Genomic DNA, 22,059 nt, shown 5'->3' on the forward strand with positions numbered 1-22,059 from the left:
GCCAGACGAGGATGCGCAGATGACACTGGGAGTGGGCGGCAGCACGCCGGAGCAGGCCTTGGCGCGCCTGCAGGACATGACGGCCGGCACGGCGCCGATCAGCGAAGGCGAGTACCGCGCCCGTATCGCACGGGCTCAAACGTTGATGCACGAGCAGGGAATTGCCGCACTTTTCGTTTCTGCGGGCAGCAATCTGCAGTACTTCACCGGTGTGAAGTGGAACCCCAGTGAACGAATGGTCGGCGCCATCATTCCCGCGCATGGTGCGCTCGAGTATCTGGCCCCGACCTTCGAAGAAGGTACCGTGCTCGACTTCCAGGTGGTGCCGGGTGCGATCAACACCTGGGAAGAGCACGAGAGCCCCTACGCGTTGCTGATCCGTTGCCTGCGGCGCATGGGCGTTGCGCCCAATGATGGTGCGTTACCGCGGGTAGGTCTTTGTTCTTCCTTGCCTTTTTTCATGTATGACGGCCTTCGCCAGCTGACCGACGGTTACCGTTTCGTCGATGCCGGCCCGATCACAACGATTTGTCGGCAGCACAAATCAGCGGCGGAAATCGCCCTGATGCAGCGCGCCAAGGACATGACCCTGGAAGTGCACAAGGCTGCCGCGAGCATCCTTCACGAAGGCATCAGCACCACTGAAGTGGCCGAATTCATTCGCCAGGCCCACCGCAAGGTCGGCGCCCCGGGGTCGATCTTTTGCATCGTGCTGTTCGGAGCTGCCAGCGCCTTCCCCCATGGGGTCAAGCATGCGCAAACGCTCAAGGATGGCGACATGGTGCTGATCGACACGGGCTGCCAGGTGCACAGCTACCTGTCGGACATCACCCGCAGCTACGTATTTGGCACGCCCAGCGAACGCCAGCGCGCATTCTGGGACATGGAAAAGGCTGCTCAGCAGGCGGCGTTCGAAGCCGCCGTGCTCGGCGCGCCGTGCGCGTCGGTGGACGCCGCGGCGCGGCGTAGCCTGGAAGCTGCCGGGCTCGGCCCTGGCTACAAACTGCCGGGCCTGTCGCACCGTACCGGTCACGGCATCGGCCTGGATATCCACGAAGGGCCTTACCTGGTGGGCGGCGATGACACGCCGCTGGCCGAAGGCATGTGCTTCAGCAACGAGCCGATGATCTGCGTGCCGGGCGAGTTCGGCATTCGCCTGGAAGACCACTTCTACATGACTGCCGACGGTCCGTGCTGGTTTACCGAGCCCAGCCATTCGGTGGACGACCCGTTCGGGTTGAACGCCTGAGCCGTCCCCGCCCGTTCCCACGGGATAAGAGAAAGGCCGCCTTCGCCACTTAATTACGTAGGGTGGATCGGGGCGCGTAGCCGACGCTCTTTTCATCCACCATTGCGATTGCAGAGCGGTGGACGGGTCGGGCCGCGTAGGTGAAGCGTCGTCCACCCTACAAATGTCCGCTCCCGCCACTTTGCAGGCAACATGCTGAAGTCGATCCGCAAGATCATGAGCAGGTTCCTGGAAACGAAAACGCCCGGCCAATTGGCCGGGCGCTTTCATTCGGAGAACTAAGTTACTCGATGCTCACGCCGTAAAAGGAGTTGATCCCGAACGGGCTGATCTTGAAGTCCTTCACCCGCGTGCTCATCGGCTGGTAGACCGTGGAGTGGGCGATCGGCGTGTTCTGCACGTCGGCCTTGAGCAGGTGCTGGGCCTGCTTGTACAGCACGGTGCGCTCGTCGCGGTCATTGATCGCCTTGGCCTTCTTCAGCAGCGCGTCGAACTCCTTGTTGCACAGGCGGCTGTAGTTGTTGCCGCCAATGGCGTCGCAGCCGTAGAGCACGCTCAGCCAGTTGTCGGGGTCACCGTTGTCGCCGGTCCAGCCGATCAGCAGGGCGTCGTGCTCGCCAGCCTTGGCGCGCTTGTTGTACTCGCCCCATTCGTAGCTGACGATGCGCGCCTTGATGCCGATCTTCGCCCAGTCGGCCTGCAGCATCTCGGCCATCAACTTGGCGTTGGGGTTGTACGGGCGCTGCACGGGCATGGCCCACAGGGTGATTTCAGTGCCTTCCTTCACGCCGGCGGCCTTGAGCAGTTCCTTGGCTTTTTCCGGGTTGTAGGGGGTGTCCTTGATGGTGTCGTCATAGGACCACTGGGTCGGCGGCATGCCGTTCACGGCCACCTGCCCGGCACCCTGATACACGGCATTGATGATCGCCTGCTTGTTGACCGCCATGTCCATGGCCTGGCGCACTTCGAGCTGGTCGAACGGCTTGTGCTCGGTGTTGTAGGCCAGGTAGCCGACGTTGAAACCGGCCTGCTCGGGCATCTGCAGCTTGGGGTCCTTCTTCAGCGTTTCCAGGTCCGCCGGGCGGGGGAACACGCTGACGTGACACTCGCCGGCCCGCAGCTTCTGCATACGCACCGAGGGGTCGGTGTTGATGGCGAAGATCAGGTTGTCGATCTTCACGTCATCCGGGTTCCAGTATTCCTTGTTGCCCTTGTAGCGGATCTGCGCGTCCTTTTGATAACGGCTGAACACGAACGGGCCGGTGCCGATGGGCTTCTGGTTGATGTCCGAGGCCTTGCCGGCCTTGAGCAACTGGGCGGCGTACTCGGCCGAGTGGATCGAGGCGAAGCTCATTGCCATGTTCTGGATGAACGCAGCATCGACGGTGTTGAGGGTGAAGCGCACCGTGTGCTCGTCGACTTTTTCGATCCTGGCGATGTTCTTGTCCATGCCCATGTCGGTGAAGTACGGGAACTCGGTGGGGTACGCCTTGCGGAAGGGATCATCCTTGTTGAGCATCCGGTTGAAGGTGAACAGCACGTCGTCGGCGTTGAATTCCCGGCTCGGCTTGAAGTACTCGGTGGTGTGGAATTTCACCCCTTCACGCAGGTGGAAGGTGTAGGTCAGGCCGTCATCGCTGACATCCCATTTCTCGGCGAGACCGGGGATCACCGAGGTGCCGCCACGCTCGAACTGCGAGAGACGGTTGAAAACGGTTTCGGCGCCGGCGTCAAAGTCGGTACCGGTGGTGTAGAGCCCCGGGTCGAAGCCCGCTGGGCTGCCTTCGGAGCAGTACACCAGGTTGCCGGCGGCCTGTGCGAAGGGGGCGCTGGCGATCAGGCCGGCGACGACAAAAGCCTGGATAAAGGCGTTCTTGTGCATGGTTACCTCATGTCTATTGTGCTTTTTCGTGAGGGGTCTGCTGCTGGGAAACGGGGCGTGTCAGACGCTGACGAGCCTGCGTTAACCCTAGACCTTGTTTTACGCTATGCACGGGATGTGCCGAAACGGGCAGAAAAATTCGAGCGGGGCGCCCAGGGCATCGCGACCCCTATCGCAACGTCCTGGGCGGATGCCTGGCACGGTGGGTGGCAGGCAGGCGCTTTACATCTGTACTTCGATCACGCCGTCGGCGCTGAGGGTCACCTGGCTGGTGCCGGCTTCGACTTCGGGCGTCACGCTGTCGCTGGAAAACGATGCCGCTTTCATGGCCTCCATGCGCATCGGCGGGCGCACGAAACCGCCGCTGTTGAGGCCCAGGCTGACCAGCTTGTAGCTCTTGCCGCCCAGCGCTTCGGTGGTCAGTTGCGCACGTTCCTTGAATGCCGCGACGGCGTCCTTGATCAGCGCGTCTTCCTCTTTCTTGCGCGTGGCGTCGGCAATGCTGAAGCTCATGCCGCCCATCTTGAGCGTCTTGAGCATGTCGCCGGTCAGTTTCGAGAGCGCGGCGAAATCGGCGCTCTCCAGGCGGATTTCGGCGCGCTCGCGCCAGGCGCTGATGGCCTCGCCTTTCTCGCTGTAGACCGGGTAGCTGTTACGGCTGCCTTGGGAAACCGTCACGCCCTGCACACCGCGGGCCTGGGTAAGGCCGGCATTGAGGGTACGAGTGATCTCGGCGGCCAGAGCAGCTGGGTCGTTGTGTTGGGATTCGGTGTACAGGGTGACCTGCATCAGATCATGGGCCACTTCATGGCTGACCTGAGTGCTCAGGGAAATCTGGTTGTAGCGAGGCTCCTCGGCATGGGCGGTGACGCTCAACAGGCCGGCAGTGGTGAAGGCCAGGACGGTGGCGAGGCGGGACAGTGGCTGCATGACGGTTCCTTATCGATAACGGGCACGGCTGACGACCGTGTTCATCAGGGTAGACGAGCTGACCCGGTGATTCGGGTCAAGGCAGTCGAAAAATAGTTACTCATCTTCTGACCCTCGTTTTCGGCAGGTGATCTGTTTGCCCGGCGGCTGCACTGGCGATCATCGTACGACTGCGGCGCGTTGCCGCATCAGGCCGTCGGTGGGCTTGGTTATACTCGCCAGGCTCGCGATGAGCCTTGAGGAAATCCGATGCTCGCCCCCGTACAACTGCTGTCGGCCAGTCGCCAGAACCTGTGGCGCCTGACCCTGATCCGCTTCCTGGTGCTCGCCGCACAAGCCGGTTCGGTTGGCCTGGCCTACAAATCCGAACTGTTGCCGCTGCCCTGGCTGCAACTGAGCATCACCCTCGGTGCATCGCTGGTGCTGTGCCTGCTGACGGCCGTTCGCCTGCGTGGACCCTGGCCAGTGACCGAGGTCGAATACGGCATCCACCTGGGCTTCGACCTGATCATCCACAGCGTGCTGCTGTACTACTCGGGTGGCTCGGCTAACCCCTTCGTTTCCTATTACCTGGTGCCGCTGACCATTGCCGCGGCGACCTTGCCGTGGCTGTTCACCATGATCCTCGGCGGCATGGCGCTGGGGTCCTACACCGTGCTGCTGATGTGGTCGCACCCGCTGGAGTTGCCGGTCGGGCCGCGGGAAAGCCTGCTGGTCTACGGCATGTGGCTGAGCTTCGCCCTGGCGGCAGGGCTGATCACCTTTTTCGTCGCCAAGATGGCCGAGGAACTGCGTCAGCAGGAAAAGCTGCGCGCCGAGCGCCGCGAGGAGGGCATGCGCGACCAGCAGTTGCTCGCTGTCGCGACTCAGGCCGCGGGCGCCGCCCACGAGTTGGGTACACCCCTGGCGACCATGAGCGTGCTGATCAAGGAGTTGCGCCGCGAGCACCAGAATCCGTTGCTGCAGGAAGACCTGGCGCTGCTGCAGGAGCAGGTCAAGCTGTGCAAGGAGACCCTTCAGCAACTGGTACGCGCCGCCGAAGCCGACCGTCGCCAGGCGGTGGTGGAGATGTCCTCGGTGGACTGGCTGGAAACCACCCTCAATCGCTGGCACCTGATGCGCCCCGAGGCGAGCTATCGTTACGAGTGCACCGGGGTTGGCAAACCGCCGCAGCTGATGCCGCCGGCGGACCTCACCCAGGCGCTGCTCAACCTGCTCAACAACGCCGCCGATGCCTGCCCGGAAAACCTGGAGATCTGCCTGGACTGGGACCATCAATGGGTGCGCCTGAGCATACGGGACTACGGCGCGGGTGTACCCTTGGCCATCGCCGAGCAGCTGGGTCGGCCGTTCTTCACCACCAAGGGCAAGGGCAAAGGTTTTGGCCTCGGGCTGTTCTTAAGCCAGGCCAGCGTGACCCGTGCCGGCGGTACCGTGAAGTTGTATAACCATGAAGAAGGCGGCACGCTCACCGAGCTCAAGCTGCCAAGGGCTTACGTTCGGGCCTGAGTTAAGGAGTGATGTATGAGTGACGAAGCGCTGTTGGAAAGCGAAGAACAACCCCATCTGCTGCTGGTCGACGACGACCCTACCTTCACCCGCGTCATGGCCCGGGCCATGAGCAACCGCGGCCTGCGCGTGTCGACGGCCGCGTCGGCCGAAGAGGGCCTGGCCATCGCCGCCCAGGATCTGCCCGACTACGCCGTGCTGGACCTGAAGATGGAAGGTGATTCCGGCCTGGTGCTGCTGCCCAAGCTGCTGGAACTGGATGCGGAAATGCGCGTGGTGATCCTCACTGGCTATTCGAGCATCGCCACCGCCGTGGAGGCCATCAAGCGCGGCGCCTGCAACTACCTGTGCAAGCCGGCGGACGCCGACGATGTGCTCGCGGCCCTGTTGACCCAGCACGCCGACCTGGACACCCTGGTGCCGGAAAACCCCATGTCGGTGGATCGCCTGCAGTGGGAGCACATCCAGCGCGTGCTGGCTGAGCACGAAGGCAACATCTCGGCGACCGCCCGCGCCCTTGGCATGCACCGGCGTACCCTGCAGCGCAAACTGCAGAAGCGTCCCGTTCGCCGCTGAGCGGCACTGACGCTGCAGGTTGCAGCGGCTGAAGCTTTGCTATCATTAGCCTGCTACCGACGTGCCTGGCAACCCGGCACGTCGTCGCTTCCAGCCGCCACCTTTCTGCTCCGGGACTTCCATGCTCGCCGTGCTTCAGCAAACCCTCGGCATTACCGCCCCGGTCTTTTCCATGCTGTTTCTCGGCGTGCTGCTCAAGCGGCTGCGCTGGATCAACGATTCGTTCATCGATACCGCATCGTCACTGGTGTTTCGCGGCACCATGCCGACCCTGCTGTTTCTCAGCATCGTCAACGCGGATCTCGGGGCAGCGCTCAAACCGGCATTGATCGGCTATTTCGTACTCGCCACGCTGATCAGCTTCGCCATCGCCTGGGGCTGGGCCATCTGGCGCTGCCCGATGGCCGATCGCGGTATCTACACCCAGGGCGCCTTTCGCGGCAACAATGGCATCGTCGGCCTGGCCCTGGCGGCCAGCATGTATGGCGATTACGGCCTGTCGGTCGGCGCGGTGCTCGGCGGTGTGGTGATCGTTTGCTACAACGTGCTTTCGGCAATCGTTCTGACTGTCTATGCACCGGGCGTGAAGTCTGACTGGCGGGCACTGTGCAAAGGCATCATCACCAACCCGCCGATCATCGGCGTGCTGCTGGCCATCCCCTTTGCCTACTGGCAAATTCCCCTGCCGCAGTGGGCGATGGTGTCCGGGGAGTACTTCGCGCAGATGACCTTGCCGCTGGCCCTGATCTGCATCGGCGGCACCCTGTCGCTTACCTCGCTGCGCGAGAGCAGCGGCGTGGCAGTGGGTTCCAGCCTGATGAAAATGGTCTGGCTGCCGCTGTTCTCGACCCTGGGCGCCTGGGCGCTGGGCTTTCGTGGTGCGGACCTGGCGATTCTCTTCCTGTACTTCGCCAGCCCCACGGCAGCTGCCAGCTTCGTCATGGCACGCGCGATGAATGGCAACTATCAGTTGGCGGCGGCGATCATCGTCATCACCACCCTGGCCGCGGTGGTGACCACCAACGTCGGGTTGCTGCTGTTGCAGTGGGCGGCCTGGATCTAGCCAGGCGGCCTGGAGGCGAGGTGGACAGCAGCGCTGTATGCCCACGCCCGCTTCTCACCTTTCATCAGCACTTGTCTCTGTGATCCAGTGCCGATTCGCAACTGCCACGATTGTCAGTGACCGGGCAAGTCGCTAGCATCACCGGCCAGCGTGTAACCTCATGTGACAATGCCGATTTGGGAATGTCCGTGAAGGCGCCTCGTCACCGTTGATGGGCCGTCGATGTGAAGTGCAGAGGCCGGGCAGACAGCCTTGGCACACGCACAAGGAGTGCAGTGCAGTGGTTCATCCGCTTTCGCGACACGGGGCGTGTCGACTCGCCCGTGCCCGCGCCTGGTTGCCGACCCGTGTGCTGCTCCTGTGCGTTTCGCTGCTGCCGGCTACTGGCTGGGCAGAGCCTGCCGTATCAATGCAGGGCCCCGGTGGTGGCTGGCGCTACCACGGCCTCGATGAAGGCGACAACGAGGCGCGCGTCGCCTATCCGACGCCGCCCATCGACCGTGGTGCCCAGCGCGGGCGCAGCCTGATCGAGGGCACCCTGCAGAACATTGGCCACCTGCGTGCGCCGCACCGGCTGGTAGTCAACGGCAACCCGCTGCCGCTCTACGCCGACGAGCGGGGCCGCTTCGCCCGGCCCTACGCCTTTGGCGCCGGTTCCAACAGCGTGGAACTTGTGGCAGGCGAGGGGCAATCACTCAAGCGCATTCAGTTCTACGAGGCCAACAACCTGCGCACGCCGGCGCGCATACGCATGGTCCTCGGCTGGGACGACCCCAAGGCCGAGCTCGACCTGCACGTGGTCACCCCGGATGGCCAGCACGCGTTCTGGAGCCAGCCGGTACTGACCAACGGCGGCGGCCTGGATGTCGACAGCGTCGACGGTCCGGGCCCGGAAATGTTCACCATGACCGCGCCGCTGCAGGGCACCTACCTGATCTACGTGAACTACTGGGGCAACCTGGGCAGCCAGGGGTACAACTTCGAGACCGGTAGCAACCAGAACGAGATCATCACCGCGCAGATCAACCTGATCTTCAACGAGAACACCGTCAACGAGAAGCGCGAAACCTTCCTGGTGCCACTGCGCGCCATTGGCGAGCTGCTTTTCGTTAAATCTTTCAATTACTGATATCCCGAGGCTCGGATGAACCGGAATACCAATGCCCACCTGCGCCACGTCGCTCTCCTGCTGGCGGCTGGCCTGCTCGCCGCCTGTGGCCAGGACTCGCGCGAACTGGGGGAGCGCAGCACCCTGGGCCTGGATCTGCAACGCCCCGATGCGCTGATCGAGAGCGCCTCGCTCAGCCATCTGCCCAGGGACCTGCTGGCGGTGCCGCTGCTGCGCGACACCCTCACCGAAGACTTCGTGTTCTATTACGAGCACAACGCCGACCGCCTCGGGTTGGTCGGCAGCCTGCGGCGGATCATCTATGAGCGCGACCTGAAACTGCGTGACAACCTGCTCGACGAACTGCTCGACCAGCCCGCAGACGTGGCGCTGTGGAAGGGCGCCGACGGCAAGCTCAAGCACTTCGTGATGGTCATGCAGCGTGGTGGCCTGGCCAAGGTGTTGGAGCCGCTGGCCCATGTCGCCCTGGACGACACCCAGCTCAGCAAGGCCGGCGAGTTGCGTGTCGATGGCAGCAGCGTGCCGTTGTATCGCCTCAACTACCTGGGCGATCGCGCCCTGCTGCTGGCCAGCCATGGTGACAAGCTGCTGGTGCTGTCGTCGCCGGGCATGCTGTTCGGCGAGGACGACAAGCTTGGCCGTGCCGCGACCGAGTCGGTCGAGGCCCTGCTCGATGGCGACAATCCGTTCGCCAAGCGCTTCGGTCTCAAGGCCCGGGAGACCGAGCAGCAGCGCATTTCCTTGAGTGGCGAATACGTGGCGTTCGGTTACCAGCGGTTTTTCCCGGCGTTTGCAGGCCTGCGCTTCGAAAAGGACGCGGGCGACTGGAGCAGTTTTCTGGCCCTGAACGAAGTGGACGATCAACCGGCCATGGATTTCACCCCGATCTGGAAAGCCATGCCGATGGGCGCCAGCGCCTGCGTGGCAGTACCCGTGGCGCCGGGTAGTGCCGAGAAACTGCTGGCACGGGTCGGCGCGAGCAAGCAAGCCAGCGAAGACCTGCACAAGCGCCTGGGCAGCACCGCAGGCCTGTGCTGGTACGCCGACTCGCGGCTGCATTCGCCGCTGCTGGTCGCGCAGCTCGACGAAGCCGCGACGCCGGAGCTGGACCAGGCCATCGGTGGGTTGTTCGACGGGATGGTCGGCGCCTTCGAACCCAATGCCGAAAACGGCCGCTTCCCGGTGCAAAGCCAGAGCATCGCCGATGGCCATATCTGGCACCGCCAGGTGGGCTCCAACTTCGGTCAGTACCCGGCCGAAGACAGCAACACCCCTGACGCCCTGGCTTCTCGCGCATTCTTCAACGTCAGCCTGGCGCGCCAGGGTCAGACGCTGTTGTTCTCACTGGATGACACGCTGGTGATCAGGGCGCTGGACACCCTCGACAAGCGCTACCCACCGCTGGCCGAAGTGTTGCCCGCTGATGGCCTGGTGCCCGGCTACCTGGCACCCGAGGGGCTAGCGCGCCTGCTCGAACAGGAAACCCTGGACAGCCTGCCGGCCAACTACGAGCCGGTGTTTCGCAACGCCGCCGACACCCATCTACTGCCCAAGCTGCGCGCCCTGGGCGGTTACGGCCCGTTTGCGTTGACGCTGCCGACAGGCGCTGAAGCCGATGACGACTGGACGTGGATACCCCTGCAATGGCGCGCACTGTAATCGCTCCCCTGGCCGGCTGGCGCGCTCTGCTGGGCGTGGCGCTGCTCGCGTTCGGCCTGGCCGCGCGTGCCGAACCTGCGCCCGGGCTGAACCCCGAGCAGTCGCAGATCTTTCGCGCCTGGTTCGTGCGTATCGCCCAGGAGCAGCTGCGCCAGGGGCCGAGCCCGCGTTGGCACCAGCAGGACTGTGTCGGCCTGGTGCGCTTCGCGGCCAACGAAGCGCTCAAGGTGCATGACGCCAAGTGGCTGCATGCCAACGGCCTGTCCAATCGCTACCTGCCGCCCGAACTGGAGCTGGATGACGCCCAGCGCCGCCTGGCACAGAACTGGCAGCAGGGCGGTGGCCAGCAGGGCCCGTACGTCAATGCGATCAAGATGATCCAGTTCAACAGCCAGTTGGTCGGCCGCGACCTGAACCAGGCCCGCCCCGGCGACCTGATGTTCTTCGACCAGGGCGATGACCAGCACCTGATGATCTGGATGGGCCGCGACATCGTTTACCACACCGGCACCACCACTCCCACGGACAACGGCATGCGTGCCGTCAGCCTGCAACAACTCATGACATGGAAGGACACCCGATGGATACCCGACGACGCCAACCCCAACTTTATCGGCATCTATCGACTGAATTTCCTCGCGCGATGAATCGCTTGCTGGCTGTCGCGCTGCTGGCCCTGTTGCCCCTGGCTGCCCAGGCCGAGGATGACGTGCCGGCGAGCGGCTACACGCCGCTGGCCGGCGAGTCGTTCTTCCTGCTTGCCGACTCGAGCTTCGCCGCCGATGAAGTGGCCACGGTGCGCCTCGAGGCGCCAGGCCGTGATTACCGCCGTTATCGCATGGAAGGCTACGGCGGCGTGGATATGCGCCTGTACCGCATCGAGCAGCCGCTGGAATTCCTCAAGCGCCAGAAGAACCTGCACCGCGTGGTCGCGGAGGGCCAGTTCAAGGGCGAGGGGTTGTCCAACACCCTGTCGTATCTGTGGGACAACTGGTACCGCAAATCCCGTCGGGTGATGCAGCGAGCGTTCTCCTACGAGTCGCGCAAGCAGGTCACCGAAGAGGCGCCGGAGCTGAAGATGGGCAGCGCCATCGACGCGCCCACCGAATACACCCCGCAGGTGCAGTTCGCGCCGATGAAGGGCCTGCCGCTGGTGGCCGAGTTCCGTTACCCGCTGTGGGAAGCCAAGCCCATCGAGCCGCCCCAGGGCGTTGACCTGTCTGGGTCGTCGAGCAACTTCGTCAGCGTCGCCTCGGGCAACGTCTACGTGCCACTGGGCAAACTGGAGCCCGGCCTGTACCTGGCCGAGGCGATCATCGGCAAGTACCGCGCCACCACCGTGGTGTTCGTCTCCAACACCGTGGCGGTGAGCAAGATTGCCGGTGGCGAACTGCTGGTGTGGACGGCCGACAAGCATCAGGGCACGCCAGTGGCTGATGCCAAGCTGCTGTGGAGCGATGGCCTGGGCGTGATGACCAGTGGTACCACCGACGCACAAGGCCTGCTGCGCCTGGGCCACGCCAGCCCGGAGCGCTCCTACGTGATCGGCGAGGATGCCCAGGGCGGCGTGTTCGTCTCGGAAAACTTCTACTACGACAGTGAAATCTACGACACCAAGCTGTACGCCTTCACCGACCGCCCGCTGTATCGCCCCGGTGATTGGGTGGAAGTGAAGATCGTCGGTCGCGAATTCAAGAACGCCCGCGACTCGGTGGCGGCCGGCACCGCGCCCATCAGCCTCAGCGTGCTGGATGCCAACGGCACCGTGCTGCAGACCGAAAAGCTGGATTTCGACAGCGCCCGTGGCGGCCAGGGCCGCTTCCAACTGCCGGACAACGCCGTGGCCGGCGGCTACGAGCTGCGTTTCGCCTACCGCGACCAGTTGTACAGCAGCGCCTTCCGCGTCGCCGAGTACATCAAACCGCACTTCGAGGTGTCGCTGGACCTGGATAAACCGGAATTGCGCACTGGCGAGCCGGTCAAGGGCGCGCTGGTGCTGCTCTACCCGGACGGCAAGCCGGTGGTCGATGCCAAGGTGCAACTGAGCCTGCGTGCCCAGCAACTGTCGATGGTCGACAACGAGCTGCAGTACCTCGGTCAGTTCCCGGTCGAGCTGGCCAGCAGCGAAGTGAGCACCGACAGCCAGGGCCGTGCGCTGGTCGACTTGCCGGCAGCCGACAAGCCGAGCCGTTACCTGCTCAGCGTATTCGCCAGCGATGGCGCTGCCTATCGGGTCAAGACCAGCAAGGAAATCCTCATCGAGCGTGGCGCCGCCCGCTATCGCCTGAGCGCGCCGCAGCGTTTCAGCTCGGCTGGCCAGGCAGTGAGCTTCGCGTTTCAGAGCGAAGGCACCAGTGAGCGCAAACCAGCCCGTTACGAGTGGGTGCGCCTGGAAGACCAGAGCACCGGCAACGGCGAGCTGGCGGCGGATGCCAAGGGCTTCGAGCTGAACTTCGAGCGCCCCGGCACCTACAGCATCACCCTCAAGGACAGCAGCGGTCTGATCCTCGGCGCCACCGGCCATTCGGTCAGTGGCGAGGGCGTCAAGTCGGTAGCCGGCACCATCGAGATCGTCCTCGACAAGGCCGAATACCAGGCCGGCGAAGAAGCCCTGGCGCTGATCACCTTCCCGGAACCCGTCAGCGATGCGCTGCTGACCCTGGAACGCGACAAGGTCGAGGCCACTGCGCTGCTCTCCAAGGGCGGCGACTGGCTCAAGCTCGAGCGCCTGTCCGATACCCAGTACCGCGCGCGGATTCCGGTCGGCAACGATTTCTCGCCGAACATCACCTTCTCGGCGCTGTACACCCGTGGCGGTGACTACAGCTTCCAGAACGCCGGCATCAAGGTCGCCACGCCGCAGATCGACATCGCCATCAAGGCCGACCAGGACGTGGTGCAGCCGGGCGAGGTTGTCACCGTCGAGCTGAGCACCCTGTTCGAGGGCAAGCCGGTGCCGACGCGCCTGACGGTCAGCGTGGTGGACGAAATGATCTACGCCCTGCAGCCGGAAATCGCCCCGGGGATCGACCAGTTCTTCTATCACCCACGGCGCAACAACGTGCGCACCAGCGCCAGCCTGTCGTTCATCAGCTACGACCTCGCGCTGCCCGGTACGCCGAGTGCGCCGGGCCGGGCCAACCGCAGCGAGCGCGGCGTTAAAGTGCTGGAGCGGCCACGCCGCGAGGAAGTCGACACGGCGTCCTGGCAACCGGATCTGGTGACCGATGCGCACGGCAAGGCCAGCTTCAGCTTCCGCATGCCGGACTCGCTGACTCGCTGGCGCATCACTGCCCGCGCGGTGAGCGCCGATGGCCAGGTCGGCCAGAAGCGCCAGTTCGTGCGTTCGGAAAAACCGCTGTACCTGAAATGGAGCGGCCCGAGTCGCTTCCGTGTCGGCGACAAGCCGGCACTTGGGCTGTTCGCCTTCAACCAGGGGGAGGAGGGTACCAAGGCCGAACTGCTGATCCGTCATGGCGAGCAGCAACAGCGCCGTGAAGTGGTGCTGGCCAAGGGCATCAACTACCTGCCCGTCGAAGAGGCGGTGATCGCCGCTGGTGATTTCAGTGTCGAGTTGCGTCAGGCCGACAAGGTGGCTGACGCGCTGGCCGTCAAGTTGAGCACGGTGGCAGCGGGCTGGCAGCAGGTGCACAGCACGCACGTCTCGGCATTTCCGGGCAGCACCCCGCTGCAGCTGCCGACCGACGCCAGCCAGGTGCGCGTGCGCCTGGACACCAGTGGCGCCAGCCTGTTCGGCGCCGCCCTGGATGACCTGCTCGCCTACCCCTATGGCGGCGTCGAGCAGACCGCCAGCCGCCTGTTGCCGCTGAGCCTGGCCTACCCGGCACTGGCCGCTGGCGAGCCGCGCATCAAGGATCGCCTGCGCTTGATCATGCAGAACAGCCGTTTGCGCCTGGTACAGATGGCCGGGCCGGAGGCGACCTTTACTTGGTGGGGCGGTGATGCCGATGGCGACGCTTTCCTGACCACCTACGCCTATTTCGCCGACTGGCACGCCAGCCGCGCCCTGGCCATTCAGTTGCCGGCCGAGCACTGGCAGCGCGTGCTGGAGCTGTATGCCAAGCGCGCCCAGGACACGCCGCTGCTGCAGCGTGCGCTGATCCTGGCCTTTGCCCGCGACATGGGGCTGCCGGTGAAAACCCTGCTCGAAGGCCTGGTATATGACCTGGCGGCGGCAGGCGAAGGCGATGAAGTGGTGCTTGGCGAGGGCGACAGCCTGGTGATGGCGGCGCCGGATTCGGCCCTGGGCCTGGCGATCGCCCGTGAGCTGGGCGTGCGCCTGGCGCAGCAGGCCGGCGTGCCGGTGGCAGAGGAACTGCGTGCACGGCTGGAGGCCGCCCGTGGCCGCCTGGCGATGAGCGAGTCACCTTTCGTCGATGCGGTCGCGCTGTACCTCGATGGCCCTGATCGCCAGAAAGCCCAGCGCCTGCTGGCGGTGATGGCGCCTGCCCAGGCCGGCCTGGAACGCGCCCTGGCGCTGACCTGGCTGCAGCCCTCGCTGGACCTGCGTGAAACGCAACCGCCGCTGGCCCTGGAAGGTGACTGGCAGGCCGTGCAGGGCCTCAGTGGCGAAACCTACTGGCAGTGGACCGGCGCCCAGCCGCCGCAGGCTCTGGTGCTGGCCGGCGACCTCGATCAGCCGAGCGACGTGCGCGTCGATTACCAGAGCGCCCAGGCGGCGCCGAGCACTGTGCCGGTGACCCTCAAGCGCCGCCTGCTGCGCCTGGTGCCGGGTGACAAGGCCTTCGAGTTCCGCGCCGAGGAAGTCGGCAAGGACGAAATATCCAGCGCCGATCTGTACCTGGATGAAGTGACCCTGACCGGCGAATCCGAGCAGACCCTGCGTTACGGCATGCTCGAAGTGCCGCTGCCACCCGGTGCTGATGTGGAGCGCACCACCTGGGGCATCCAGGTCAGCGGCCTGGGCGGCGATGAAGCCTCGGCGCTGGAAAAGGCCCGCAACGAGCCGGGTGAGCTGAGCTATGCCGTGCCGGTCGACAGCCTGCAGGGCGAGCTGGTGCTGCGCCACCTGGTGCGCTTCTCGCAGAAAGGCCAGTTCGTGCTGCCGCCGGCCCGCTACGTGCGCCTGTACGCCCCGGGGCAGCAGGCACTGGAAGCCGAGCCGGCCCTGCAGAATGTCACCGTTGAGTAAGCGCGGCCTGCTCGCTTCGCTAGCCCTGCTGGCCGCCCTCGGCGGTTCTGCGACGGCGGGCGAGGCGCCGCTGTCGCTGGCCTGGCAACCGGCTGGCGGCAGCGAACTGCTGCGCCTGGACGGGCAGCGATTGATCAGCCGCGAACCCTTGCCCGACACCCTGCAGGCGCCGCTGGGCAGCCTGTGGAAACTGTTCGTTTACGCTTATCTGGTCGACACCGGGCAGCCGGACAACGGCTACCAGTGCCGTGGCGGCAACAAGGAAGAGGTGTATTGCTGCAACCCGGGCGAGCGTATCGACCGGGAGCAGGCGCTGGTCAAATCCTGTGGCCTGTACTTCGAGCAACGTAATCTGCAGCTGGCCGAGGGCGACTGGTCGCGTTATTGGCAGGCGCGCCGGGCGCCGGCCTGGATCAGCGAGCGGCAACGCCTGGCGCCAGATACCCGCGTCTCGGTTCAGCAGTTGCTCACGCAGCTCGCGCAATTGCCGGCCCAGGCGGATGCGCGCCAGGTTTTGCTGGACGTGGTGCTGAACAGTGTCGACGGCTCTGCCGTCAGCGTCCTCGGTAGTCGCTTGCGCGTGAAGACCTGGAGCTGGCTGGCCGATGGTGATGCCCAGGCGCGCCAGGGTGGTTTCGCCGGCTGGTTGGCCGACGGCACGCCGGTCTGGGCCGGCGGCTCGGGCACCAGCGTGATGGTGTTCAAGCGCTATGCCGAGTCGCTCGGCCAAGAGCTGCCAACACCCTGGCCGCGCGAAGCCGGCAGTTGCGTCGAGGTGCGTCTGTTCGCCCGCTATCCGTTGCGCCAGCTCAAGCTTGAGGGCAGTAACGCAGCAGTGGAGCCTGGCGCGCTTGCTGGTCGTTACGAGGTCGAGTTCGTCAACGGCAATCGCCTGCCCATCGAAAGCCACGGCGAGCTGTTTCTCGAGCGTACGGGGGAGGGCCTGCAGCTCACCGCCCACCTGAACCGCGAAGACTACGTGGCTCGCGTGCTGGACCGTGAAGCCGCGGCGCAGCCTGCCGAAGCGGCCAAGGCCCTGGCCATCGCGGCGCGTACCTACCTGCTGCAGAGCGCCGGACGCCGTGGCGAGTGCCTGCGTATCGACGACAGCAGCGCCAGCCAGCGGGTGGCGCCGCGCCCGGCCAGCCAGGGCGCGCGGGATATCGCGGCGTGGACGGCCGACCTGGTGCTGGCCGGCACCCCCGTGACCTATCACACTACCCAGCCCGGCCCCGATCGCCTGGCCTGGACCCAGGCAGTCGAGCAGGCGGGCAGCGGCCTGCGTTACGACGCCATCCTCGCCCGTGCCTTCCCGCGTGCGACCCTGAGCCGTTGGGACAACCCCGTGGCCGCCTGCCAGCCGCTCGCCGCCGCCGAGCAGTGGCTGCGCAAGCAACGCCGCGACTGGCGACCGCGCCTGGACCGCGAACCGGGCTATGAGGAGATCACGCAATTCACCGTTTGCCAGCTGGCGGCCGGCCGGCCCTACGTGGACCGAGAGCGCCAGCGCATTTTCGTGCGCGGCTTCTTCTCCCTGCAGGACCGCCTCGACCTGACTCACGAATACCTGCACCTGGCGTTCGTCGCCCACCCCAATGGACAGGACGAAGCCTATGTCGAAGGCCTCGCCCGCTCTCTGTTACTGGAATGACACCATGGCTCTGATCAACCCCCGTTTCGCCCTTTGCCTGACGTTGCTACCGCTCTGCGCGCTGGCCGAGGTGCAGCTCGACACGCCACGCAGCGGCTGGCGCGTAGGAGGTGGCGATGGTGCGCAGTTCATGCAAGAGGTCAATTACCCTGCCTCGTCCGTCAACAGCGCCGCCAACCAGGCTGACACCGCGCGCATCAAGGGCGCGATCAGCACGCTGGGCAAGGACGAAAGCCAGGCGCCGGGCCGCCTGGTGGTCAATGGCGCCAGCATGCCGCTGAAGATCGGCGAAGACGGTGGCTTCGACCGCCCGTTCGTGTTCCCGGCCGGCAGCAACAACGTCGAGGTGCGCAGCCCGGATGGCAGCCAGCGCCGCCGCGTGCAGTTCTACAACAACGGCAGTGGCGAAACCCCGGCGCGCCTGCGGGTGGTGCTGTCGTGGGACAGCGACAACACCGACCTGGACCTGCACTTGGTAACCCCGGACGGCGAGCATGTCTGGTACGGCAATCGCTCGCTGGCCAACGGCGCGGCCCTGGATGTCGACGTGACCACCGGCTACGGTCCGGAAATGATCGCCTCACCGACCCCGCTCAAGGGCCAGTACCTGGTCTACGTGAACTACTACGGCGGCGGCTACAGTTCCGGCGAAGACGGCGAGAGCAGCGCCGGGCAGATTCTCACCACCGGACAGATCACCGTGATCAGCGAAGAAGGCTCGGTCAACGAAAAGCAACAGAGCTTCCTCGTGCCGATGCGTACGCCGGGCGAGCTGACGCTGGTGAAAAGCTTCAGCTACCCGTAAGCGGCTGCTATCCAAACGTAGCCTGGGTTGAGCACAGCGATACCCAGGGCGCCCTCTCCCGGGTATCGCTGCGCTCAACCCGGGCTACAAGGCATCGCTTCATCCTCTCTATGGTTTAATATCAATAAAAGCTTACGTATCATTCATTATTATTCGTTGGATGAATCTCTTCGGCTGCGGCAGACTGCTTTCCATTGCCTGAATCAGTTTCTCTGCTGAGCCAGGCAAGGTTGCAAACAGACGGTTACATCATCCAGGGATGGATACTCCTGCCCCGCCAATGGCGGTAACCAGCGGGCCTTTCGGTTGAAAGGCTCGGTTTTTTTCGACGGTATCGATGAAATCCCCCGCGTATCTTTCTGCCTGGCTGTCTGCCTTTCTCCCCGATTCCCTGCATACCCGCCCCCGTGAATGGAGCCGCGCCGCGCTTGGTGCCGCCATCGGCTTCCTGTTCAGCACCTGGGTGTGCAGCCAGTTGTTCGGTCTGCAGATGGCGGTGCATTTTTCCGGGCCACTGGCGGCGTCCGCAGTGCTGCTGTTCGCCGTTTCGTCCGGTGCGCTGGCGCAGCCCTGGGCGGTTCTCGGCAGCTACCTGTGCGCTTGTGGGGTCGCGTTGGCGGTCACCCATTTCATTGACCACAGCCTGCTGGGCGCCGCCCTGGCCCTGGGCCTCAGCCTGCTGTTGATGTGCCCGCTGCGCTGCCTGCATCCGCCGGCGGGCGCGATCGCCTTCTGCATGGTGTTCGCCACCCCCGGGCCTGGCGCGCCGTTCTGGCAGCCGGCCCTGGCAGTGATGACCGCCGGCGTCGGGCTGCTGGCCTGTGCGCTGTTCTACAACAACCTGACCCGCGTGCCCTATCCGCGCCCACATCCGGCCGCGGCCACCCTGCATCGCACGGGCGACCCGCTACCCAGCGAGCGCGCCGGTATCAATGCCGATGACCTCGATCACGCCCTGGATGAGCTGGGATCGTTCGTCGACGTCACCCGCGAGGACCTCGAGCTGATCGTGCGCAGCACCGAGAAGCACGCGTTGCGCCGCAGCATGGGGGACATCCGTGCCGGGCAGGTGATGTCCCGTGACCTGATTCACGCCGCGCCCGATACTCGCGTTGCCGAGGGGCTGTACCTGCTCACTCACCATCAGCTCAAGGCGCTGCCGATTCTCGACCGCCACCGGCAACTGGTCGGCATCGTCAGCCTGGTGGATCTGGTCGGCGCCGTGCGTGGCAACACCTTCAACCTGCGGGCGATACTCGGCCTGCAAAAGCAGCAGGTGCTGGGCGAGCTGATGACCTCGCCGGTACAGACGGTGGACGTCGATGCCCATGTGGTCGACCTGATCGCGCTGCTCTCCGACGACGGCCTGCATTGCCTGCCGGTGCTGGACAAGGGCGCGCTGGTCGGGGTGATCACCCAGACCGACCTGGTCGCCGCGCTGCACCGTGATCTGCTCAGGCACCTCGACTGAGGCATCGAATCATCCGCCGCGCATCCGTACACTGTTCGCCGGATCAGGCATGAGGAGTCGCCAGTGCCCTGCGCACTGGCTCAGCGAAGATGGATATCGACCTTACCCGCACCTTTCTGGAAATCGTCCGCAGCGGCAGTTTCATTGCCGCCGCCGAGCGCATGCATGTCACCCAGACGGCAATCACCGCGCGCATCCAGAAGCTCGAAAGCCACCTGGGCAGCACGCTGTTCGTGCGCAACCGCGCCGGCGCGCGACTGACTGCCGATGGTGAGGCCTTCGTCACCTATGCCAACCAGATCCAGCAGACCTGGGAGGCCGCCCAGCGCGACCTGCCGCTGCCGGACGGCTACCACAACGTGCTGCATGTCGGCGGCGAGGTGAGCCTGTGCAACCCGCTGATGCTGCGCTGGGTCAGCGCGATCCGCGAGGCCATCGACGGTTATGCGGTGCGTGCGCAGATTGGCGACGGCGCGGGCTTGCTGCGCCAGCTTGAGCTTGGCGTGCTGGATGCCGCGCTGGTCTACCAGCCCACTTACTGGGCCGGCCTGCAGGTCGAGCAGATACTGGAAGAAAAGCTGATTCTGGTGGAGGCCGCCAACCCCGAGCCCTATGTGTACATCGACTGGGGCAACAGCTTCCGCGCCCAGCACGACCGCGCGTTGCCGGACAAGGCCCGCGCGCCGGTGTCCTTCAACCTGGGGCCGCTGGCGCTGCAGTACATTCTGGAGCACGGCGGCTCGGGCTATTTTCGGACCCGGGTGGTGCAAAGCTACCTGGACAAACAGGTACTCAAGCGCGTGAGCAGGGCGCCGGAATTCAGCTATCCGACCTACCTCGTCTATTCCCGCGAGCGCGATTCGGCGGCCCTGCAGCAAAGCTTCACGCTGCTGCGCGAGATCGTCGCCCAGGGACCGGACTGGTCGCAGCGCTGGGACCCGGCGGTCTGAGCGGCTATTCACGGTCTTTCGGCTCGAATTCAGCGCTTTGCCTGCAAAGTGGCGAGAGCAGACGTTCGGTGATTCATTGTGGGAACGGGCCATGCCCGTGATTTTTCGCGGGCATGGCCCGCTCCCACAGTCGTAGGGTGGACGACGCCTCACCTACGCGGCCCGACCCGTCCACCGCTCTGCGATCGCAATGGTGGATGAAAAGAGCGTCATCCACCCTACGGCTGCTACTGCCTTGTAGCAGCCTCTTTAATGTCGCCTAAAGGACCGCTCCGTACTACTTCAGGCTTTCCACTCTCACCGGGACCACGCCCGAGCGGATCATGTTCAGGGATTCAGCCGCCTTGCGCGACACATCGATGATCCGCCCGCGGGTGAAGGGGCCGCGGTCGTTGATGCGGACCTGCACGCCGCGCTCGTGGTTATCGCTCATGTTCAGATGCCCTCCTTGCGATGATTGCGCCAGGAGCGCCCGGCGATGATGACCAGGGTGATGACGGTCAGTGGCAGCACGTAACCGAGCATGGCGTCGCCGAACGTCTGGGCGAACGGCCGGCCGGTGGCAAACAGCACCAGATAGCCGGTATAGGCCATGTAGTAGGCGAGAAACAGGGCGCCTTCCCAGCGGTTGATGCGAAAGCCGGTGAAGAAGATCGGCAGGCAGGCCACGGCCACGGCGATCATCACCGGGAAGTCGAAGGCCAGGGCGTTGGGCGAGACCGAGATGGTCGCCGGTGCCACCAGCGAGGCCAAGCCCAGCACCATCAGCAGGTTGAAGATGTTGCTGCCGACGATGTTGCCCACGGCGATATCGCGCTCGCCCTTGAACGCCGCGATGATCGAGGTGGCCAGTTCCGGCAGCGAGGTACCGATGGCGATCACCGTCAGGCCGATCACCAGCTCCGACAGGCCAAGCGCGCGCGCCAGGGTCACGGCGCCCTCCACCAGGAAGTTCGAGCCCAGCACCAGCAGCGCCAGACCGGCGATGATCAGCCCGAGATTGATGATCCAGGCATGGGGTTTGGGTTTTTCCTCGAGGCCGAATTCCTTGGCGAACTCGTCGTCTTCGCCGCCACTGTCCTTGCGCGCGCTGTAGATCAGAAAGCCGGTGTAGATCAGTACGGCGACGAACAGCAGAGCGCCGTCGAGGCGGCTCAGCGCGCCATCCCAGGCCAGGGCGTAGACCACCAGGCTGGCGCCGATCATGATCGGCACGTCGAGGCGGATAAGCTGGCGCGAGACGATCAGCGGCGTCACCAGGGCGGTCAGGCCGAGAATCAGCAGGACGTTAGCGATATTGCTGCCGATCACGTTACCGATGGCCAGGTCACCACTGCCGTTCCACGCTGACTGCACGCTGACCGCAGTTTCCGGTGCGCTGGTGCCGAAGGCCACCACGGTCAGACCGATCACCAGCGGAGGGATGCCGAACTGTGCCGCCAGCTTGGCGGCACCGCGCACCAGCACTTCGGCGCCGCCGACCAGCAACACCAGGCCGGCGATCAGGTAGACGTAAGTCATCGTTGTCATTGCAGAAAAACTCCGAAAAGTGCGGCTAGTGTCGCGATGGCGTATCGCCGCGCCAGTGGGGGCGCTATTGTGAGTGAGGCCGTTTCAGTCCAGCGCCTCGACGCGCACCGGCACCACGCCAGAGCGGATCATGTTCAGGGATTCAGCCGCCTTGCGCGACACATCGATGATCCGCCCGCGTGCGAAAGGCCCACGGTCGTTGATGCGCACCACCACGCTGCGGTCATTATTCAGGTTGGTGACCTTGACCCTTGTGCCGAAAGGCAGGGTGCGGTGGGCGGCGGTCAGCGCGTTCTGGTCGAAGCGCTCGCCACTGGCGGTCTTGTTGCCGTGGTGCGCCTTGCCGTAGTAGGACGCCTTGCCCTCGGCCCGGTAATCGCCGGGTGTGCCGCCGCCAAAGGGCAGGCCGCTACAACCTGCGAGCAATCCGGACAGCATCAGCAGAGCCGATAATCGACGCATCACTTCTCTCCCATTCATAT

At 64.8% G+C, this 22,059-nt stretch carries 16 protein-coding genes and 1 pseudogene; 12 read left to right on the forward strand and 5 right to left on the reverse strand.

From position 1 onward, the window contains the following. Nucleotides 1-19 precede the first annotated feature (19 nt). Nucleotides 20-1,249: a M24 family metallopeptidase gene (locus ACZ0AV_RS17820; RefSeq protein WP_499152262.1), complete on the forward strand. Its 1,230-nt coding sequence runs from the start codon at nt 20-22 to the stop codon at nt 1,247-1,249. A 283-nt stretch (nt 1,250-1,532) separates the two neighbouring features. Here ACZ0AV_RS17820 and ACZ0AV_RS17825 read toward each other — a convergent pair whose 3' ends face one another. Next, nucleotides 1,533-3,131: an ABC transporter substrate-binding protein gene (locus tag ACZ0AV_RS17825; RefSeq protein ID WP_499152263.1), complete on the reverse strand. Its 1,599-nt coding sequence runs from the start codon at nt 3,129-3,131 to the stop codon at nt 1,533-1,535. 222 nt (nt 3,132-3,353) lie between these two features. Then, nucleotides 3,354-4,061, reverse strand: a complete 708-nt coding sequence (locus tag ACZ0AV_RS17830; RefSeq protein WP_499152264.1) for an SIMPL domain-containing protein — start codon at nt 4,059-4,061, stop codon at nt 3,354-3,356. 249 nt (nt 4,062-4,310) lie between these two features. Between ACZ0AV_RS17830 and ACZ0AV_RS17835 the strand changes: the two genes are divergently transcribed. From ACZ0AV_RS17835 to ACZ0AV_RS17885, 11 genes are all read left to right on the forward strand, one after another. Continuing rightward, on the forward strand, nt 4,311-5,570 hold the full coding sequence (locus tag ACZ0AV_RS17835; RefSeq protein WP_499152265.1) for an ATP-binding protein: 1,260 nt from the start codon (nt 4,311-4,313) through the stop codon (nt 5,568-5,570). A 15-nt stretch (nt 5,571-5,585) separates the two neighbouring features. After that, nucleotides 5,586-6,146 (forward strand): response regulator transcription factor, encoded by a 561-nt coding sequence (locus ACZ0AV_RS17840; protein ID WP_499152266.1) that lies wholly within the window; start codon nt 5,586-5,588, stop codon nt 6,144-6,146. A 121-nt stretch (nt 6,147-6,267) separates the two neighbouring features. After that, nucleotides 6,268-7,209: an AEC family transporter gene (locus tag ACZ0AV_RS17845; RefSeq protein WP_499152267.1), complete on the forward strand. Its 942-nt coding sequence runs from the start codon at nt 6,268-6,270 to the stop codon at nt 7,207-7,209. 358 nt (nt 7,210-7,567) lie between these two features. Further along, entirely contained in the window at nt 7,568-8,338 is a 771-nt protein-coding gene (locus ACZ0AV_RS17850) for a YfaP family protein (protein WP_499153388.1), read from the forward strand. 15 nt (nt 8,339-8,353) lie between these two features. Further along, the gene (locus tag ACZ0AV_RS17855) at nt 8,354-9,997 is read left to right on the forward strand and encodes a DUF2138 domain-containing protein (RefSeq protein ID WP_499152268.1); all 1,644 of its coding nucleotides are present in this window, start codon (nt 8,354-8,356) and stop codon (nt 9,995-9,997) included. Beyond that, on the forward strand, nt 9,982-10,644 hold the full coding sequence (locus tag ACZ0AV_RS17860) for a DUF1175 domain-containing protein (RefSeq protein ID WP_499152269.1): 663 nt from the start codon (nt 9,982-9,984) through the stop codon (nt 10,642-10,644). The genes ACZ0AV_RS17855 and ACZ0AV_RS17860 overlap by 16 nt, the downstream gene beginning before the upstream one ends. Further along, complete coding sequence (locus ACZ0AV_RS17865) at nt 10,641-15,170, forward strand: alpha-2-macroglobulin family protein (protein ID WP_499152270.1); 4,530 nt, start codon at nt 10,641-10,643, stop codon at nt 15,168-15,170. The genes ACZ0AV_RS17860 and ACZ0AV_RS17865 overlap by 4 nt, the downstream gene beginning before the upstream one ends. Continuing rightward, nucleotides 15,154-16,821: a DUF2300 domain-containing protein gene (locus tag ACZ0AV_RS17870; RefSeq protein ID WP_499152271.1), complete on the forward strand. Its 1,668-nt coding sequence runs from the start codon at nt 15,154-15,156 to the stop codon at nt 16,819-16,821. Before ACZ0AV_RS17865 ends, ACZ0AV_RS17870 begins: the two co-directional genes overlap by 17 nt. A gap of 4 nt (nt 16,822-16,825) precedes the next feature. Beyond that, nucleotides 16,826-17,626, forward strand: a complete 801-nt coding sequence (locus ACZ0AV_RS17875; RefSeq protein ID WP_499152272.1) for a YfaP family protein — start codon at nt 16,826-16,828, stop codon at nt 17,624-17,626. A gap of 337 nt (nt 17,627-17,963) precedes the next feature. Beyond that, the gene (locus tag ACZ0AV_RS17880) at nt 17,964-19,097 is read left to right on the forward strand and encodes an HPP family protein (RefSeq protein ID WP_499152273.1); all 1,134 of its coding nucleotides are present in this window, start codon (nt 17,964-17,966) and stop codon (nt 19,095-19,097) included. Between the two features lie 89 nt (nt 19,098-19,186). Then, nucleotides 19,187-20,047, forward strand: coding sequence for a LysR family transcriptional regulator (locus ACZ0AV_RS17885; protein ID WP_499152274.1), 861 nt, complete (start codon nt 19,187-19,189; stop codon nt 20,045-20,047). A gap of 277 nt (nt 20,048-20,324) precedes the next feature. Here ACZ0AV_RS17885 and ACZ0AV_RS17890 read toward each other — a convergent pair. The 3 genes and pseudogenes from ACZ0AV_RS17890 to ACZ0AV_RS17900 all read right to left on the reverse strand — a co-directional run. Further along, nucleotides 20,325-20,462 (reverse strand): annotated as a pseudogene (locus ACZ0AV_RS17890) (RlpA-like double-psi beta-barrel domain-containing protein); the annotation flags it as partial. Nucleotides 20,463-20,482: 20 nt separating this feature from the next. Beyond that, the gene (locus tag ACZ0AV_RS17895; protein ID WP_499152275.1) at nt 20,483-21,577 is read right to left on the reverse strand and encodes a calcium/sodium antiporter; all 1,095 of its coding nucleotides are present in this window, start codon (nt 21,575-21,577) and stop codon (nt 20,483-20,485) included. A gap of 84 nt (nt 21,578-21,661) precedes the next feature. Continuing rightward, a complete protein-coding gene (locus ACZ0AV_RS17900; protein ID WP_499152276.1) occupies nt 21,662-22,039 on the reverse strand; it encodes a septal ring lytic transglycosylase RlpA family protein in 378 nt (125 codons plus the stop codon). Nucleotides 22,040-22,059: the final 20 nt, after the last annotated feature.

Source organism: Pseudomonas sp. AC532 (genome assembly GCF_979258965.1).

Bases quoted from the DNA above. Each gene is read 5' to 3' on its own strand.
- ACZ0AV_RS17855 (WP_499152268.1), top strand. From the start codon at position 8,354: ATGAACCGGAATACCAATGCCCACCTGCGCCACGTCGCTCTCCTGCTG.
- ACZ0AV_RS17895 (WP_499152275.1), bottom strand. From the start codon at position 21,577: ATGACAACGATGACTTACGTCTACCTGATCGCCGGCCTGGTGTTGCTG.
- ACZ0AV_RS17865 (WP_499152270.1), top strand. From the start codon at position 10,641: ATGAATCGCTTGCTGGCTGTCGCGCTGCTGGCCCTGTTGCCCCTGGCT.
- ACZ0AV_RS17875 (WP_499152272.1), top strand. From the start codon at position 16,826: ATGGCTCTGATCAACCCCCGTTTCGCCCTTTGCCTGACGTTGCTACCG.
- ACZ0AV_RS17900 (WP_499152276.1), bottom strand. From the start codon at position 22,039: ATGCGTCGATTATCGGCTCTGCTGATGCTGTCCGGATTGCTCGCAGGT.
- ACZ0AV_RS17885 (WP_499152274.1), top strand. From the start codon at position 19,187: ATGGATATCGACCTTACCCGCACCTTTCTGGAAATCGTCCGCAGCGGC.
- ACZ0AV_RS17840 (WP_499152266.1), top strand. From the start codon at position 5,586: ATGAGTGACGAAGCGCTGTTGGAAAGCGAAGAACAACCCCATCTGCTG.
- ACZ0AV_RS17830 (WP_499152264.1), bottom strand. From the start codon at position 4,061: ATGCAGCCACTGTCCCGCCTCGCCACCGTCCTGGCCTTCACCACTGCC.
- ACZ0AV_RS17835 (WP_499152265.1), top strand. From the start codon at position 4,311: ATGCTCGCCCCCGTACAACTGCTGTCGGCCAGTCGCCAGAACCTGTGG.
- ACZ0AV_RS17820 (WP_499152262.1), top strand. From the start codon at position 20: ATGACACTGGGAGTGGGCGGCAGCACGCCGGAGCAGGCCTTGGCGCGC.
- ACZ0AV_RS17880 (WP_499152273.1), top strand. From the start codon at position 17,964: ATGAAATCCCCCGCGTATCTTTCTGCCTGGCTGTCTGCCTTTCTCCCC.
- ACZ0AV_RS17825 (WP_499152263.1), bottom strand. From the start codon at position 3,131: ATGCACAAGAACGCCTTTATCCAGGCTTTTGTCGTCGCCGGCCTGATC.
- ACZ0AV_RS17870 (WP_499152271.1), top strand. From the start codon at position 15,154: ATGTCACCGTTGAGTAAGCGCGGCCTGCTCGCTTCGCTAGCCCTGCTG.
- ACZ0AV_RS17860 (WP_499152269.1), top strand. From the start codon at position 9,982: ATGGCGCGCACTGTAATCGCTCCCCTGGCCGGCTGGCGCGCTCTGCTG.
- ACZ0AV_RS17845 (WP_499152267.1), top strand. From the start codon at position 6,268: ATGCTCGCCGTGCTTCAGCAAACCCTCGGCATTACCGCCCCGGTCTTT.